This window comes from Aquitalea denitrificans, assembly GCF_009856625.1.
GTDB lineage: Bacteria > Pseudomonadota > Gammaproteobacteria > Burkholderiales > Chromobacteriaceae > Aquitalea > Aquitalea denitrificans.
This window is the reverse complement of record NZ_CP047241.1, coordinates 3,385,382-3,399,144: the sequence shown is the minus strand read 5'-3', so window position 1 is coordinate 3,399,144 and position 13,763 is coordinate 3,385,382. Positions and strand designations below refer to the sequence as shown.

15 protein-coding genes are annotated in these 13,763 nt (G+C 59.5%); 11 read left to right on the top strand and 4 right to left on the bottom strand.

The features are described from left to right. The first annotated feature begins 26 nt into the window (after nt 1-26). The 11 genes from rnhA (at nt 27) to GSR16_RS15455 (ending at nt 10,289) form a co-directional block, all read left to right on the top strand. Nucleotides 27-470, top strand: a complete 444-nt coding sequence (gene rnhA / locus GSR16_RS15505) for a ribonuclease HI (protein ID WP_159878939.1) — start codon at nt 27-29, stop codon at nt 468-470. A gap of 59 nt (nt 471-529) precedes the next feature. Beyond that, nucleotides 530-1,252, top strand: a complete 723-nt coding sequence (gene dnaQ / locus GSR16_RS15500; protein ID WP_159878937.1) for a DNA polymerase III subunit epsilon — start codon at nt 530-532, stop codon at nt 1,250-1,252. Further along, nucleotides 1,249-1,932, top strand: a complete 684-nt coding sequence (ispD, locus tag GSR16_RS15495; RefSeq protein ID WP_159878935.1) for a 2-C-methyl-D-erythritol 4-phosphate cytidylyltransferase — start codon at nt 1,249-1,251, stop codon at nt 1,930-1,932. Before dnaQ ends, ispD begins: the two co-directional genes overlap by 4 nt. A 5-nt stretch (nt 1,933-1,937) precedes the next feature. Further along, the gene (ispF, locus tag GSR16_RS15490; protein ID WP_159878933.1) at nt 1,938-2,417 is read left to right on the top strand and encodes a 2-C-methyl-D-erythritol 2,4-cyclodiphosphate synthase; all 480 of its coding nucleotides are present in this window, start codon (nt 1,938-1,940) and stop codon (nt 2,415-2,417) included. Nucleotides 2,418-2,501: 84 nt separating this feature from the next. Further along, the gene (rpiA, locus tag GSR16_RS15485) at nt 2,502-3,161 is read left to right on the top strand and encodes a ribose-5-phosphate isomerase RpiA (protein WP_159878931.1); all 660 of its coding nucleotides are present in this window, start codon (nt 2,502-2,504) and stop codon (nt 3,159-3,161) included. Nucleotides 3,162-3,286: 125 nt separating this feature from the next. Next, nucleotides 3,287-3,991 (top strand): phosphate signaling complex protein PhoU, encoded by a 705-nt coding sequence (phoU, locus tag GSR16_RS15480; RefSeq protein ID WP_159878929.1) that lies wholly within the window; start codon nt 3,287-3,289, stop codon nt 3,989-3,991. Nucleotides 3,992-4,131: 140 nt separating this feature from the next. Continuing rightward, nucleotides 4,132-5,631 carry an exopolyphosphatase gene (ppx, locus tag GSR16_RS15475; RefSeq protein ID WP_240902510.1) on the top strand — a complete coding sequence of 500 codons (1,500 nt, stop codon included), beginning with the start codon at nt 4,132-4,134 and terminating at the stop codon, nt 5,629-5,631. Nucleotides 5,632-5,633: 2 nt separating this feature from the next. Next, the gene (gene corA, locus GSR16_RS15470) at nt 5,634-6,701 is read left to right on the top strand and encodes a magnesium/cobalt transporter CorA (RefSeq protein ID WP_159878925.1); all 1,068 of its coding nucleotides are present in this window, start codon (nt 5,634-5,636) and stop codon (nt 6,699-6,701) included. Between the two features lie 127 nt (nt 6,702-6,828). Beyond that, the gene (locus GSR16_RS15465; protein ID WP_159878923.1) at nt 6,829-9,177 is read left to right on the top strand and encodes a heavy metal translocating P-type ATPase; all 2,349 of its coding nucleotides are present in this window, start codon (nt 6,829-6,831) and stop codon (nt 9,175-9,177) included. Between the two features lie 16 nt (nt 9,178-9,193). Continuing rightward, a complete protein-coding gene (locus GSR16_RS15460; RefSeq protein ID WP_159878921.1) occupies nt 9,194-9,409 on the top strand; it encodes a heavy-metal-associated domain-containing protein in 216 nt (71 codons plus the stop codon). Between the two features lie 163 nt (nt 9,410-9,572). After that, nucleotides 9,573-10,289: a substrate-binding periplasmic protein gene (locus GSR16_RS15455; RefSeq protein ID WP_159878919.1), complete on the top strand. Its 717-nt coding sequence runs from the start codon at nt 9,573-9,575 to the stop codon at nt 10,287-10,289. A gap of 11 nt (nt 10,290-10,300) precedes the next feature. On the opposite strand, the gene GSR16_RS15450 is transcribed toward GSR16_RS15455, so the two are convergent. The 4 genes from GSR16_RS15450 to GSR16_RS15435 form a co-directional block, all read right to left on the bottom strand. Next, on the bottom strand, nt 10,301-11,068 hold the full coding sequence (locus tag GSR16_RS15450; RefSeq protein WP_159878917.1) for a 3',5'-cyclic-nucleotide phosphodiesterase: 768 nt from the start codon (nt 11,066-11,068) through the stop codon (nt 10,301-10,303). Between the two features lie 200 nt (nt 11,069-11,268). Continuing rightward, nucleotides 11,269-11,943 (bottom strand): amino acid ABC transporter permease, encoded by a 675-nt coding sequence (locus tag GSR16_RS15445; RefSeq protein WP_159878915.1) that lies wholly within the window; start codon nt 11,941-11,943, stop codon nt 11,269-11,271. Next, a complete protein-coding gene (locus tag GSR16_RS15440) occupies nt 11,940-12,677 on the bottom strand; it encodes an amino acid ABC transporter permease (protein WP_167522561.1) in 738 nt (245 codons plus the stop codon). Before GSR16_RS15440 ends, GSR16_RS15445 begins: the two co-directional genes overlap by 4 nt. A gap of 88 nt (nt 12,678-12,765) precedes the next feature. After that, a complete protein-coding gene (locus GSR16_RS15435; protein ID WP_159878913.1) occupies nt 12,766-13,572 on the bottom strand; it encodes an ABC transporter substrate-binding protein in 807 nt (268 codons plus the stop codon). Nucleotides 13,573-13,763: the final 191 nt, after the last annotated feature.

Below are 13,763 nucleotides of genomic sequence, written 5' to 3'. Positions count from 1 at the left end.
GGCCGGGACAACAGAACAAGAGAAACATGACAACAGAAGATTGTGTCGAGATTTATACCGATGGTGCCTGCAAGGGCAATCCCGGCCCCGGCGGCTGGGGCGCGTTGCTGCGCTTCAAGGGCAAGGAAAAAGAGCTGTTTGGCGGCGAGCGCGGCACCACCAACAATCGCATGGAGCTGTTGGCGGTGATTCGTGGCCTGGCGGCACTGAACCGACCCTGCCATGTGGTGGTCTACACCGACTCGCAATATGTTCAGAAGGGCATTTCCGAGTGGATTCACGGCTGGAAAGCCCGTGGCTGGAAGACCGCGGCCAAGGAACCGGTAAAAAATGCCGACCTGTGGCAGATGCTGGATGCCGAGCGTAACCGCCATACCCATGTGGACTGGCGTTGGGTAAAGGGCCATGCCGGCCATGAATTCAACGAGCGGGCCGACCAATTGGCCAACCGTGGCGTTGAGACCCTGTAAAAGTTTTGCCTCCTTATTGATTGTGGCCGGTTCACGCCGGCCAGCCAGAAAGCAGCAGCATGAGACAGATTATTCTCGATACTGAAACCACCGGCCTCGATCCGGATCAGGGCCATCGCATCATCGAATTTGCCGGTCTGGAAATGATCAACCGCAAGCTGACCGGCAAGCATCTGCACCTTTACATCCATCCGGAACGTGATATCGACCCGGATGCCGAGCGGGTGCACGGTATCTCGCTGGCATCGCTGGAAGGCAAGCCGCGCTTTGCCCAGGTGGCCGCGCAGATGGCCGACTTCATGCGCGATGCCGAACTGATCATTCACAACGCACCATTTGACGTCAAATTCCTCAATGCCGAGTTCGACCGGTTGGGGCTGCCGAAGATCAAACAACTGGCTGGCCAGGTTACCGATACCCTGGCCATGGCCCGTGACCAGTTTCCCGGCAAGCGCAACAGCCTGGATGCCCTGTGTGACCGCTTTGACATCGACCGCTCCAACCGTACCCTGCACGGTGCGCTGATCGACTGCGAGCTGCTGTCCGAAGTGTATCTGTGGATGACCCGTGGCCAGGAAAGCCTGGTGATGGATATTGACGTGGATGCCGGCAACAACCAGGGTGGTGACATCCAGTTCGAGCGCAAGCCGCTATTGGTCAAGCGTGCCAGCGCGGAAGAACTGACTGCACATCAGGGCTATCTCGGTGAGCTGGACAAGGCGGTGAAGGGCAGCTGTCTGTGGCATACGCTGGAAACCCCGGTTGCAGGAGATGCCACATGAACCGCTATCTGGCCCTGGTGCCGGCAGCGGGCTCCGGCAGCCGCTTTGGCGGCCCCAGCCCCAAGCAGTACCTGCAACTGAATGGCCGTCCCTTGATGTGGCACACCTTGCAGGCACTCAGCCAGGTGGAGGCCATCAGCGAAGTCGTGCTGGTGCTGTCGCCGGGTGATGAATGGTTTGATGACTTTGACTGGGATCTGCCCAAGCTGTGTGTGCATCGGGTGGGTGGTGCCAGTCGCGCCGAAAGCGTGCGCAACGGGTTGGAAGTCATGGCTGCCCGTGCCGAAGACTGGGTGCTGGTACACGATGCCGCGCGCTGCTGCCTGTCGGTCGCGGCGGTAGAGCGCCTGATTGCAACGCTGGCCGATGACCCGGTGGGCGGCCTGCTGGCCTTGCCGGTACCGGATACGGTCAAGCGTGCGGATGCCGAAGGGCGCATCAGTTCCACCGTGCCGCGTCAGGGCCTGTGGCTGGCGCAGACGCCGCAGATGTTCCGTGCAGGTCTGCTCGGCCAGGCCTTGGCCAGCAGCATGGCGGAGGAGGTGACTGATGAGGCCGCAGCCATCGAGCAGCATGGTCACAAGCCACGGTTGGTGGAAGGCGATGCGCAGAACTTCAAAGTGACCTACCCGCGCGACCTGGCACTGGCCCGGGCGATTCTGGCTTCACGAAAGGATTGAATTCCATGTTTCGAGTTGGACAAGGTTACGATGTGCACCAACTGGTGGAAGGCCGCCCGCTGATTCTGGGCGGGGTGACGATTCCGCACAGCCATGGCCTGCTGGGCCACTCCGACGCCGATGCCCTGCTGCATGCCATCACCGATGCAGTACTTGGCGCGGCGGCGCTGGGGGATATCGGTCGGCATTTCCCGGATACTGACGCAGGTTTCAAGGGGGCGGATAGCCGCGTTCTGTTGCGTGAGGCAGTCGCCCGTGTTCGTGCTGCAGGCTGGCAGGTGGTAAATGTGGATGCTACGCTGATTGCACAGCGTCCCAAACTGGCACCGTATATTGCTGCGATGTGCGCCTGTATTGCCGCCGATCTGGAGGTTGCGCAAAGTGCGGTCAATGTGAAGGGCAAAACCAATGAAACGCTGGGTTATCTGGGGCGCTGTGAGGCGATCGAGGCGCAGGCCATCTGTCTGCTGATGCCCTTGTCCTGATACCGTTTCGCCCGACAGATGCCAGCCGATGTGGGATAATCGGCAGCTGGATGTGCAATCGAACTCACTGCTGGAGGTATCAACATGCTGACCCAAGACCAACTCAAGCTGGCTGTCGCCAAACAGGCGCTGGAATTCGTGCCGGACGACTGCATCATCGGTGTGGGCACTGGCAGCACGGTCAATCTCTTCATTGAAGAGCTGGCCGCCATCAAGGGCCGCATCAAGGGCGCCGTATCCAGTTCCGAAGCCTCCACTGCTCGTCTGAAAGCCCACCATATTCCGGTGTTTGAGCTGAATGAAGTGGAAAAGCTGGAGGTGTATATCGATGGCGCGGATGAAATCAACCATCACCTGCACATGATCAAGGGCGGTGGCGCTGCGCTGACGCGCGAAAAGATTGTTGCCAGCGTGGCCGAACAGTTTGTCTGCATTGCCGACGAGAGCAAGTATGTGCTGAAGCTGGGCGCATTCCCGCTGCCGATCGAGGTGATCCCGATGGCGCGTAGTTCGGTAGCACGTCAGCTGGTGGCACTGGGTGGCCATCCGGAGCTGCGTCAGGGCGTGGTAACCGATAATGGCAACGTCATCCTGGATGTGCATGGCCTGACCATCAACACGCCAGTGGAGTTGGAAGAAACCATCAACCACATCGCGGGTGTCGTAACCTGCGGCCTGTTTGCCCGCCGTCGTGCCGACATTCTGGTACTGGGTCGCCAGAGCGGCGTGGAAGTCATCCGCTAAGCCGTTTTCCAGCAGCAAGCGGGCCTGTCACGACAGGCCCGTTTTGATTAAATGTCATCAGCCTGTCATCTGGCCGGCTTATCATTCCCCTTTACCTGAATTCCGGATTCGTTCAAGAGGCAGACATGGCAGAACACATCTCCAAGCAGTTCGACATGGAACTGGAAACCATCCGCACCCGCGTACTGCAAATGGGTGGCCTGGTAGAACAACAGATCCTGTCTGCTATCGATGCCCTCATGTCCGGTGACATCGTCAAGTTTGACAAGGTGATTGCCGAAGACGCGCTGGTCAACTCCATGGAAGTGACCATCGATGACGATTGCCAGCACATTATCGCCCGCCGCCAGCCGGCCGCCAGCGACCTGCGCATCATCATTACCGTGATCAAGACCATTACCGATCTGGAGCGCATCGGCGACGAAGCGCAGAAGATCGCCCGCATGGGTAAAACCATTTATCAGTCCGAGCGTTACCAGATGCCGCGCTTCCGTGAAATCCGCAAGATGGCGGAAGTGGCGCTGGCCATGCTGCGCCGTGCACTGGATGCGTTTGCCCGGCTGGATGCCACTGCAGCGCTGGAACTGGCGGAAGAAGACATGCGGCTGGATGATGACTTCGCCGCCGAACTGCGCCAGTTGATCACCTTCATGATGGAAGATCCGCGCACCATCAGCATGTCTATCGATACCCTGTTCATTTCCAAGGCTATCGAGCGTATCGGTGACCATGCCAAAAACATCTCTGAATACGTGGTGTATCTGGTCAAGGGTAAAGATATCCGCCATACCTCGCTGGAAACCATCAAGCGGGAAACGCTGGGCGGCTGATCAAGCGCAATGACGAAATGGCATAAATGGCGGTAACATCCCGGGTGTTACTGCCATTTTTTATTGAACAATCCATGGCGGAGCAGCGCCCTGACCCAGCCGTCCGCCCTGACTCCGCAGCAAACCATATTGGAAAAGGCTTGCCTTTGACCTCCACCCTGCCTACCCCGGATGTCCTGGCCACCGTTGACCTGGGATCCAATACATTCCGTCTGCAAGTCTCCCGCGTTGTCGAAGACCAGCTATACCCGCTGGATGCAATGAAAGAAACAGTCCGCCTGGGTGCCGGCCTGACTGCCGACAAATATCTGGACGAACTTACCCAGGAAAAAGCCCTGGCTTGCATGGCGCGCTTTGGTGAGCGTCTGCGTGGCTTCAGCCAAGCCCAGGTTCGGATCGTTGGCACCAATACCTTGAGGGTGGCAAAAAACTCGGCTGAATTCATCCAGCGGGCCGAGGCTCTGCTGGGGTTTCCTATCGAAATCATTGCTGGCCGCGAAGAAGCGCGGCTGGTATATATCGGTGCCGCGCATTCGCTGCCGGCCACCAAGGAAAGACGTCTGGTGGTGGATATCGGCGGCGGCTCCACCGAGTTTGTCATCGGCAGCCAGTTCAAGGCGCATGTAACGGAAAGCCTGCCGCTTGGCTGCGTCAGCTTCAGCCTGCGCTACTTTGCTGACGGCAAACTCAGCCGCAGCAATTTTGCTGATGCCACACTGGCCGCCCGCAATGAAATCCAGCGTATTTCCAGCGAGTACCGCCCGGAAGAATGGCAACTGGCAGTCGGAACCTCCGGTACGGCACGTTCCCTGCGCGATATTCTGGAAATCAACGACTGGTCGGCATCCGATATCACACTGGAAGGCATGCTGCAGTTGCGCGCGGAGCTGATCAGACGGGAAAACCTGAAAAATGTCAGCCTCAATGGTCTGAAGGTGGACCGGCTGCCTGTGCTGCCGGGTGGCCTGGCCATCATGATTGCCATCTTCGAAGAACTTGGCGTCAGCAAGATGACGGTGGCCGAAGGTGCGCTGCGCGATGGCGTGCTGTACGACCTGCTGGGCCGCCAGCGTGAAAAGGACATGCGCGAAAGCACGGTGCAATTGTTCAAGCGTCGCTACCACGTGGACGTGCAACAGAGCGAGCGCGTGCAGCAACTGGCCGAACGCCTGTACCGCATGGTAGCGGGTGAAGATATTGATCAGGACATGCTCAAGCGCCTGGTGTGGGCGGCACGCCTGCATGAAATTGGTCTGACCATTGCTCATACTGCGTATCACAAGCACTCGGCCTATATTCTGCAGAATGCAGACATGCCGGGTTTTTCCAAGCGCGAACAGGCCATGCTGGCCACCATCGTGCTGGGTCATCGTGGTGACATGGGCAAGATGCAGCAAGTGGTGCACGACCCGGTGCTGTGGCAGGCGGTTGTGGCATTGCGGCTGGCGGTGCTGTTTTATCGCAGCCGCCATGCGATTCCGCTATCTGACTTGCTGGATCTCAAGTCGGCAGCCAAGGGTTTTGTACTCACCGTGAGTAAGAATTGGCTGAATGACAATCCCTTGACAGCCAGCGCCTTCCGTCAGGAAGTGCTGCAGTGGAAGAATGTCGGTTTCGAGCTTGATATCAGCCAGATCTGACCATGCGCCATGCCAAGGTAAAGCAGCGGGTGCCCACGCTGGGCGAACCACCAGGAACCCTACTGCCTGTCGGGGACGCCAAAGTGGAGGCCAGCAGCATCACCCTGCTGGAATTCGGCCCACAGGAGCTGTGCGAAACCCGGTTTGAGACGGTGGCCGCAGGGCTGGCCCACCAGTCTAGTCAGCCAGTGCGCTGGCTGAATGTATATGGCCTGCACGATGCTGGCGTGATGCAGGCCATTGGCGAGCGTTTCGGCCTGCACCCGCTGGTACAGGAGGACATTCTCAATAACCGGCAACGGCCCAAGCTGGAAGACTACGGCGACTATCTGTTCATTGCCACGCGGGTGTTCGACTTTCCTCCCAACGGTGGGCACCTGCGCTACAGCCAGATGTATCTGGTGATCGGCAAGGATTTCGTGCTTTCCTTCCAGGAGAAGCCCACAGGAGTGTTTGAAGCCGTGCGCGAGCGTCTGCGCAGCAGTCGCGGTTCTTTGCGCAGTAAAGGTGCGGATTACCTGGCCTATGGCCTGATCGATGCCATCATCGATGACTACTTCGGTGTGCTCAGCCAGTTTACCGAGCATGTGGAGCGCACCGACCAGATGTTGCTGCATGGGCGCGAGCAGGGCGTATTGCACAAGGTGCAGCGCCTGAAGCACGACTGCCTGAAACTGCGGCGTTCGATTTTGCCGCTGCGTGAAATCCTGCTCACCCTGATGCGCGGCGAGTACCGGCTGATCCAGCCTGATACCCAGGTCTATCTGCGTGATGCTTATGACCACACCATGCATGTCATCGAATCACTGGAAATGTCGCGCGAAATGGTAGCGGACATGCTGGATCTCTACCTTTCCACCCAGTCGCACCGGCTTAATCTGCAGATGAGAGTGCTGACCGTGTTCAGCATGATCTTCATGCCACTCACGCTGATAGCCGGTATTTACGGCATGAACTTTGAAAACATGCCGGAACTGCACTGGCACTACGGCTATTTTGCTGTGCTGGGACTGATGGCGGCGATTGCCGTTGGCTTGATCTGGCTGTTTTCCCGCCGTAACTGGATCTGATTCTTCCGGTCTTGCCGATCAACCGCAGAGGCGCAGGCCCTGCGGTTTTTTTGTATGCGCCAAAGCTGTGTCATGGTGGTTTTCACATACCCCTTGGGGGTATATACTTGCGATCAAGGAGTCCATCATGACCGAAACCGTGATCACCCTGCCGATTGCCGGCATGCATTGCGCGGCTTGTGCTGCCAGGCTGGAAAAGGTATTGGGCAAGCTCGATGGCGTCAGTGCCAGCGTCAGTTTTGCCAGTGAGCAGGCCCAGATTCACTATCAGCCTGGACGCAGCAGCCTGCAGCAAGTACAGGATGCCATCGTCAAGGCTGGTTTCAGCGTGCCACAGCAACAGTTGCAGCTGGATATCAGTGGCATGACTTGCGCTGCTTGTGCGGTACGGTTGGAGAAGGTGCTTAACAAGCTGCCGGGGGTCAACGCGCAGGTAAACTTTGCCACCAGCGCGGCTCAGCTGCAGTTTGCCGCCGGCATATTGCCCATTGCCGATGCGCTGCATGCTGTGCGCAAGGCCGGTTTTAGCGCCACGCTGCATGAGGACGCCGGGAGCGAAGACCTGCAACAATTGCATGCCCGGCAGTATCGCCGCGAACTGGGCTGGTTTGGCTTGGCGCTGCTGCTTACCCTGCCTTTCCTGCTGGAAATGCTGGCCATGTTGTTTGGTTGGCATCAACTGATGCTGCCGCGCAGCCTGCAACTGGCGCTGGCCACCCCGGTGCAGTTCATCATCGGCTGGCGCTTTTATCGCGGTGCATGGCATGCACTCAGAAGTGGCGGTGCCAATATGGATGTACTGGTGGCACTGGGTACCAGCATGGCCTGGTTGCTTTCCACCGTGGTTACCCTGAGCGGTTGGCAGCAACAGCATGTGTATTTTGAAGCCAGTGCGGCAGTCATTACGCTGGTGTTGCTGGGCAAGCTTCTGGAGGCGCGCGCGCGCGGCAAGACATCAGGTGCCATTGCCAGCCTGATCCGGCTGGCACCACGCCATGCCCGTATCGAGCGTGATGGCCAGCTGCAGGATATTGCCGTCGAGCAATTGCAGGTAGGCGATGTGGTGGTGGTACGTCATGGAGAAAGCCTGCCGGTGGATGGCGTCGTGGTGGAAGGACAAGCAGCCATCGACGAAAGCATGCTCACCGGTGAAAGCCTGCCGATCAGCAAAACCATCGGCGACAAAGTGTATGCCGCCACACGCAACCAGCAGGGCATGCTCAAGGTGCGTGCCGGTAGCGTGGGCAGCCAGACCCAGCTGGCCGAGATCATCCGGCTGGTGGGGCTGGCACAGGGTTCGAAAGCGCCGATCCAGCGGCTGGCCGACCAGATTGCCGGTGTGTTCGTCCCGGTGGTGGCTACAATCGCCCTGCTTACCCTGTTGTTCAATGGCTGGTGGCTGGGCGACTGGAGCCAGGCCTTGATCCGTGCAGTGGCCGTGCTGGTGATTGCCTGCCCGTGTGCACTGGGCCTGGCCACACCTACAGCCATCATGATGGGCGTAGGCAAGGGGGCCGGACGCGGCGTGCTGTTCCGCAATGCGGCGGCACTGGAAACTGCCGGGCGTATCAATACCCTGGTGGTGGATAAAACCGGTACGCTGACCGAGGGCAGGCCGGTGGTTACCGCCATCTGGGCGGCAGACGGGGATGAAAACCGCGTGCTGCAACTGGCGGCCAGCGTGGAAAGCGGATCCGAGCATCCGCTGGCACATGCCATCTTGCAGCAGGCCGCAGAGCGTGGCCTTGCCTTGCTACCCTTGCAAGCTTTTCAGGCCGAGGTTGGTCAGGGCGTTACTGCCAGTATCGATGCTTACGGCAGCCTGCGTGTGGGGCGGCCTGACTGGGCCAGTAACGCCGCCTTGCCGGCGGGATGGCCACTGCCAGGGCAAAGCATGATTGCACTGGCTGACGATACCCGGCTGCTGGGCCTGTTGGCGATTGCCGATACCTTGCGGCCAGGAGCTGTGAGTGCAGTAAAGACCTTGCAGCAGATGGGGGTGCAAGTCATCATGCTGACCGGCGACAATCCCTCTACCGCGGCAGCCATTGCCAGCGAGGCCGGCATTACCGATTATCGGGCCGGACTGCGGCCGCAGGATAAGGCCGAGGCTGTGGTGCAGTTGCAGGCGGCTGGCCGCAAGGTGGCCATGCTGGGCGATGGCGTCAATGATGCACCGGCGCTGGCGGCGGCCGATGTCAGCTTTGCCATGGGTGCTGGTTCGGATGTGGCGATTGAAACGGCGGACATCACCCTGATGCAGGGCGATATTCTGCATGTAGCCGATGCCATCCGCCTGTCACGCGCCACGTTGGGGAAAATCCGGCAAAACCTGTTTTTTGCCTTTATCTATAACGTGCTGGGTATTCCGCTGGCGGCGCTTGGCATGCTGAATCCGGTGCTGGCCGGGGCTGCCATGGCCATGAGTTCGGTGTCGGTAGTCAGCAACTCATTATTGCTGCGCCGTTGGAAATAAACGCAAAGGAAACATCATGAGTGAACTGAAACTGAAAATCGAAGGCATGACCTGCGGTGGCTGCGCCAACAGCATTACCAAGGTGCTCTCCACCATGGCCGGTGTCAGCAGTGCCGAAGTCAGCCTGCAGGACAAGGCCGCCAGCATTGTTTACGATGCCGCAACCGTGTCTCCGGAGGAACTGGCGGCAGCGGTGGAAGATGCAGGTTTTGATGTGGTGGGCACCGACTGACGGAATGAGTATCCGCCTTTGGTAGAAACACTTATACTCACGTCATTACAGCTGCCGGTCCTCAGGCCGGCATCTTCATTTACACAGCAACGGTGCAGAGCCGTGACATGAAGCGATGATGGGTATCAGGATTCGGAGGCTGGCCGCAGGCTGCGGTCTGGCGATGGCATGCCATGCCGCTTTGGCCGCGGTGTTACCGGTGCTGGCTGAAGAAAACGTGCCTTTCTCCTATCGGCAGGATGGCAACATTCAGGGCTATTGCTCCGAGGCCGTGCGGGCTGCTCTGGATGCTGCCCGTGTGCCGCACCAGATTGATATCCAACCCTGGGCGCGTATCTACACCACCACACTGAGCAAACCGGGAACCCTGATGTTTCCCATTGCCAGGACCGCGGAGCGGGAAGACAAGTTCAAATGGATAGGCCCGCTGGTGGCCAACCGCATTGCGCTGTTCCGCAAGAAGGGTCGCAGCGATGTGGTGGTACACAGCCTGGATGATGCCCGCCGCTATCGTATTGGCGTAGTGAATATGGACTTCCGCGAGGAATATCTGCGGCGCAAGGGTTTCAGTGATGTTGGCGGCAAGCCGCTGATGGTGGTGAGCTCCAGCGACCTGTTGCTGCCCATGCTGCAGGCCGGGCGCATCGACCTGGTACCGCTGGGCCTGGCGAAATGTGCACCGCATGGTCTGGACTGTAGCGGCATCGAGCCGGTGTATGTGCTGGGTGAGCTGGAGTCTGCGCTGTACATGGTCTTCAACCGCGATACCAGCGATGCACTGGTGCAGAAAGTGCGCGAGGGTTTTGAGCAAACCCGGCGTAACGGTAGTCTGGCCCGTATCATGGCTCCGCTGAACCGCATTTACGGTCGTGGCGAGTAAGGCTGACTGTTTTACAGCTCGATGCTGATGCCTTGTTCCAGCGGATGCAAGTGCAGCAGCGATGGCAGCTCCTTGCGAACCTGCTCCAGTATCTGTGTACGCTGCCTGTTGTCGGTATGGGTGATCCAGACATGGACATTGGGCGGCAGGATTTCCAGCAGGGGAATCAGCAGGGCCGGCGACATGTGTCCATCCACCATGGCCTTGGCGGAATTTTCATTGAGATAGCTCAGTTCGCAGATGACATCGGTCAGCGACGGCACATGGCTGATCCAGTGCCAGAACGCCAGGCAGGGGCCGGAATCTCCGGTAAAGGCCAGCGCCCGCCACGGGCCTTCCAGCAGCCAGCCGACAGCCGGCACGTTGTGTTCTGCTGGCAAGGCGGTAGCAATACCGTCCGGCAAGGAAACCGCATCTCCCACTTCCACTGCATGCAGTCGTAGCCAAGGCACATTGCCCGGCGCTGCCTTGGTGTAGTCCGGCCATTGCTGGCTGCCAAACATCTGCTGTTTCAACGCATCGATGGTTTCCTGCTGGGTATACACATCCACGCCGCGTCCGCCGTGGCTGATATGGGTATCGGCCAGCAGCGGCAGGCCGCTGCAGTGATCCAGATGACTGTGCGTGAGCAAGACCGTTTCGATTTGCAATAGGGCTTGCGTGTCGAGATCGACAATGCCGCTGCCACAATCGAGCAGGCAGTTGGCGTCCACCAGAAAACAGGTGGTGCGCATCGCCTGGCCATAGCCGGATGATGATCCCAGAACCTTGACGTGCATGTGTGTCCCCTTGCAAAGGTGCGGCATGAAGCCCTTTGCAGTGTAGCCGATGGCGTGGCATCGCGCCGCAGCCGGTACCGCGGCGCATGCAAGTCGGGAAAATGTGCAGGGGTTTCTGTTTTACGTAGCCGGTGTGTCTGTACCGATTGTATGACCGGGGCTATGGGGGAAATGCCAGACAGCAGGTAAAACCATGCAAATCAGGGCTCAGCTGCCATCAGCCGGCGTCCGGTCCATTCCAGCGTGGCGCACAGCAGCAGGTAGGCAAGGGCGACAATGCCGAATATCTGCAAGGGGTAAACCTGCTCGCGGTTGTTGATCTGGGTGGCAACAAAGGTGAATTCGGCTACACCAACCACATACGCCAGCGAGCTGTCTTTCAGCAGGGTGATCCACTGGTTGACGAAGGAGGGCAGCATATGGCGCAAGGCCGGCGGCAGGATGACGTAACGCAGCGTCTGCCAGCGCGTCATGCCCAGTGCCGCACCAGCCAGCCATTGACCCTTGCCTATGCCCTCAATTCCGGCCAGCACCGACTGGCTCAGATAGGCGGCATTGATCAGCGCCAGAGCGGCAATCACCGTCAGTACGCCGGGGATGTCGATGCCAAACAGGATGGGCAGCAAAAAGTAGCACCAGAAAATCAGCATCAGCACCGGGATGGCACGCAGTAGCTGCACCAGCAGGGTCAGGCTGCGCTTCAGGCGCGGGCCGCCCATGGTGAGGGCAATACCACCGGCCAGGCCGCCCAGCGTGGCCAGCACGCCGGCAGCCAGGCTGATGCCAACGGTGAGCAGCAGTCCACCCGGCTGGCCATGCACCAGATTACCCCATAGCAGATAGTCCAGATTGTCTTGCAGCAAGGTCAGCATCATCGGATACGGCCCTCGGCGGCGTGCCGGCTACCGGCCAGCTGGGTGGCGATCACCAGCAACAGGTAGAGCGCAGTGGCCACGGCAAAGGCTTGAAAGGCCAGCAGGGTTTCGCTTTCCACCTGACGCGAGGTATAGGACAGCTCCGCCACGCCAATGGCCATGGTCAGCGAGGTGTTCTTGATCACCGCGGTGTACTGGCCCAGCAGCGGCTGGCGAATCACCCGCAGCGCTTGTGGCAGCACGATGTAGCGGAAGATCTGCCACTCCGTCATGCCCAGGGCGCGCGCCGCCAGCCTTTGCCCGCGGGCCACGGTATTTAGCCCGGCGGCCAGTTCGGCGCTGATGAAACAGGCCGAATACAGCGACAGCGCCAGCCAGGCGGCCAGCCATTCGAAAGGGGGCCAGCCCAGGCTGAAGCCCAGTGGCAGTGCCCATTGATGCGGGGTGTTCAGCCATTGCATGGCGGCATCCGGCAGCAAGCCGCCAGCCCCGAAATACCATAGCAAGACCTGCACCAGCAGCGGCGTGTTGCGATGCAGGCTGCAAAACAGACGGGCAGGCCATCGCAGCCAGCGTTGCCGGCTATCCTGTGCTGCGCACAGCAGGATGCCCAGCAGAGTGGCTGCCAGACTGACACACAGTGCCAGTGCGGCAGTCATGGCGGCACCATGCAGCAGCCAGCCCAGATAATGCGGAGCCAGCCAGCCTTGTCCCAGCCAGGAGGGTGGAGTCATTAGTCCGTCTTTTTAGTAAGGGGGATGAAAATGCAGAAAGCCGGCCTGTGCGACAGGTGCGCAGGCCGGTTGGCGTGTCCGGGTGAAATCAGACGGCGTCGCCGATCTTGAAATCACGCGGCAGCGGTGCCTTGGTACTGGGGCCAAACCAGCGGTCATAGATCTTGCGTGCTTGGCCGGATTTTTCCAGCTCCAGCAGCGTGTCGTTCACCACCTTGGTCAGACGGGCTTCGCCCTTGGGCAGACCGATGGCCTGGTATTCGCGGGTGAGGGTAAACGGTGCCAGCTCGTACTTGGCCTTATCCGGCGCATTGGCCAGCAGTGCTGCCAGCTTGGAGCCGTCCTGCGAGATGGCCTGCACATTGCCATTGCGCAGTGCGGTGAAGGCCAGCGGGGTGTCGTCGTAGGCCACTACCGTGGTCTTGCTGTATTTCTCGCGCAGATAGATTTCCTGGGTGGTGCCCTTGTCCACGCCCACGCGCAGGCCTGCCAGTTGTTCCGGCTTGCTCAGGCTGCCTTTGCGAGCGATGAACTGCTGACCGGAAGCAAAGTAGGGCAGGCTGAAGTCCACCTGCTTCTTGCGCTCATCGGTGACGGTGAAGTTGGCGGCCACCAGGTCGGCCTTGCCCGCCACCAGCAGCGGAATGCGATTGGCCGGATTGGTGGGCACCAGCTCCAGCTTGACCTGGAGTTTCTTGGCAATGGCCTGGGCGACTTCTACATCCAGACCGCTGATCTGGTGGGTCTTGGCATCCAGAAAGCCAAACGGCGGGTTGCTGTCGAAGGCTGCCACGCGCAGTACGCCAGTTTTCTTGATATCGTCCAGGCGATCGGCCAGGGCATGGCCGGCAGTGCCCAGCAGGGTGAGCGCCAGTAGCAGGGAAGGGGTTTTCATGGCTAAGCCTCTTGTGGAGTGAGATGACAATGACAGTCAGTACCGGTAGGTGCTGCTGTGAATGGCCTCCATGCTAGGTGTAGTGGCTCAGCAGGTAAAACGATTAAAAATGCATTTTTTATCAGGATATGGAATAAGCAAGGGCAGCACAGTGGCTGCCCTTGCACAGGCAGGTGGGGCCGGGCGCAGCG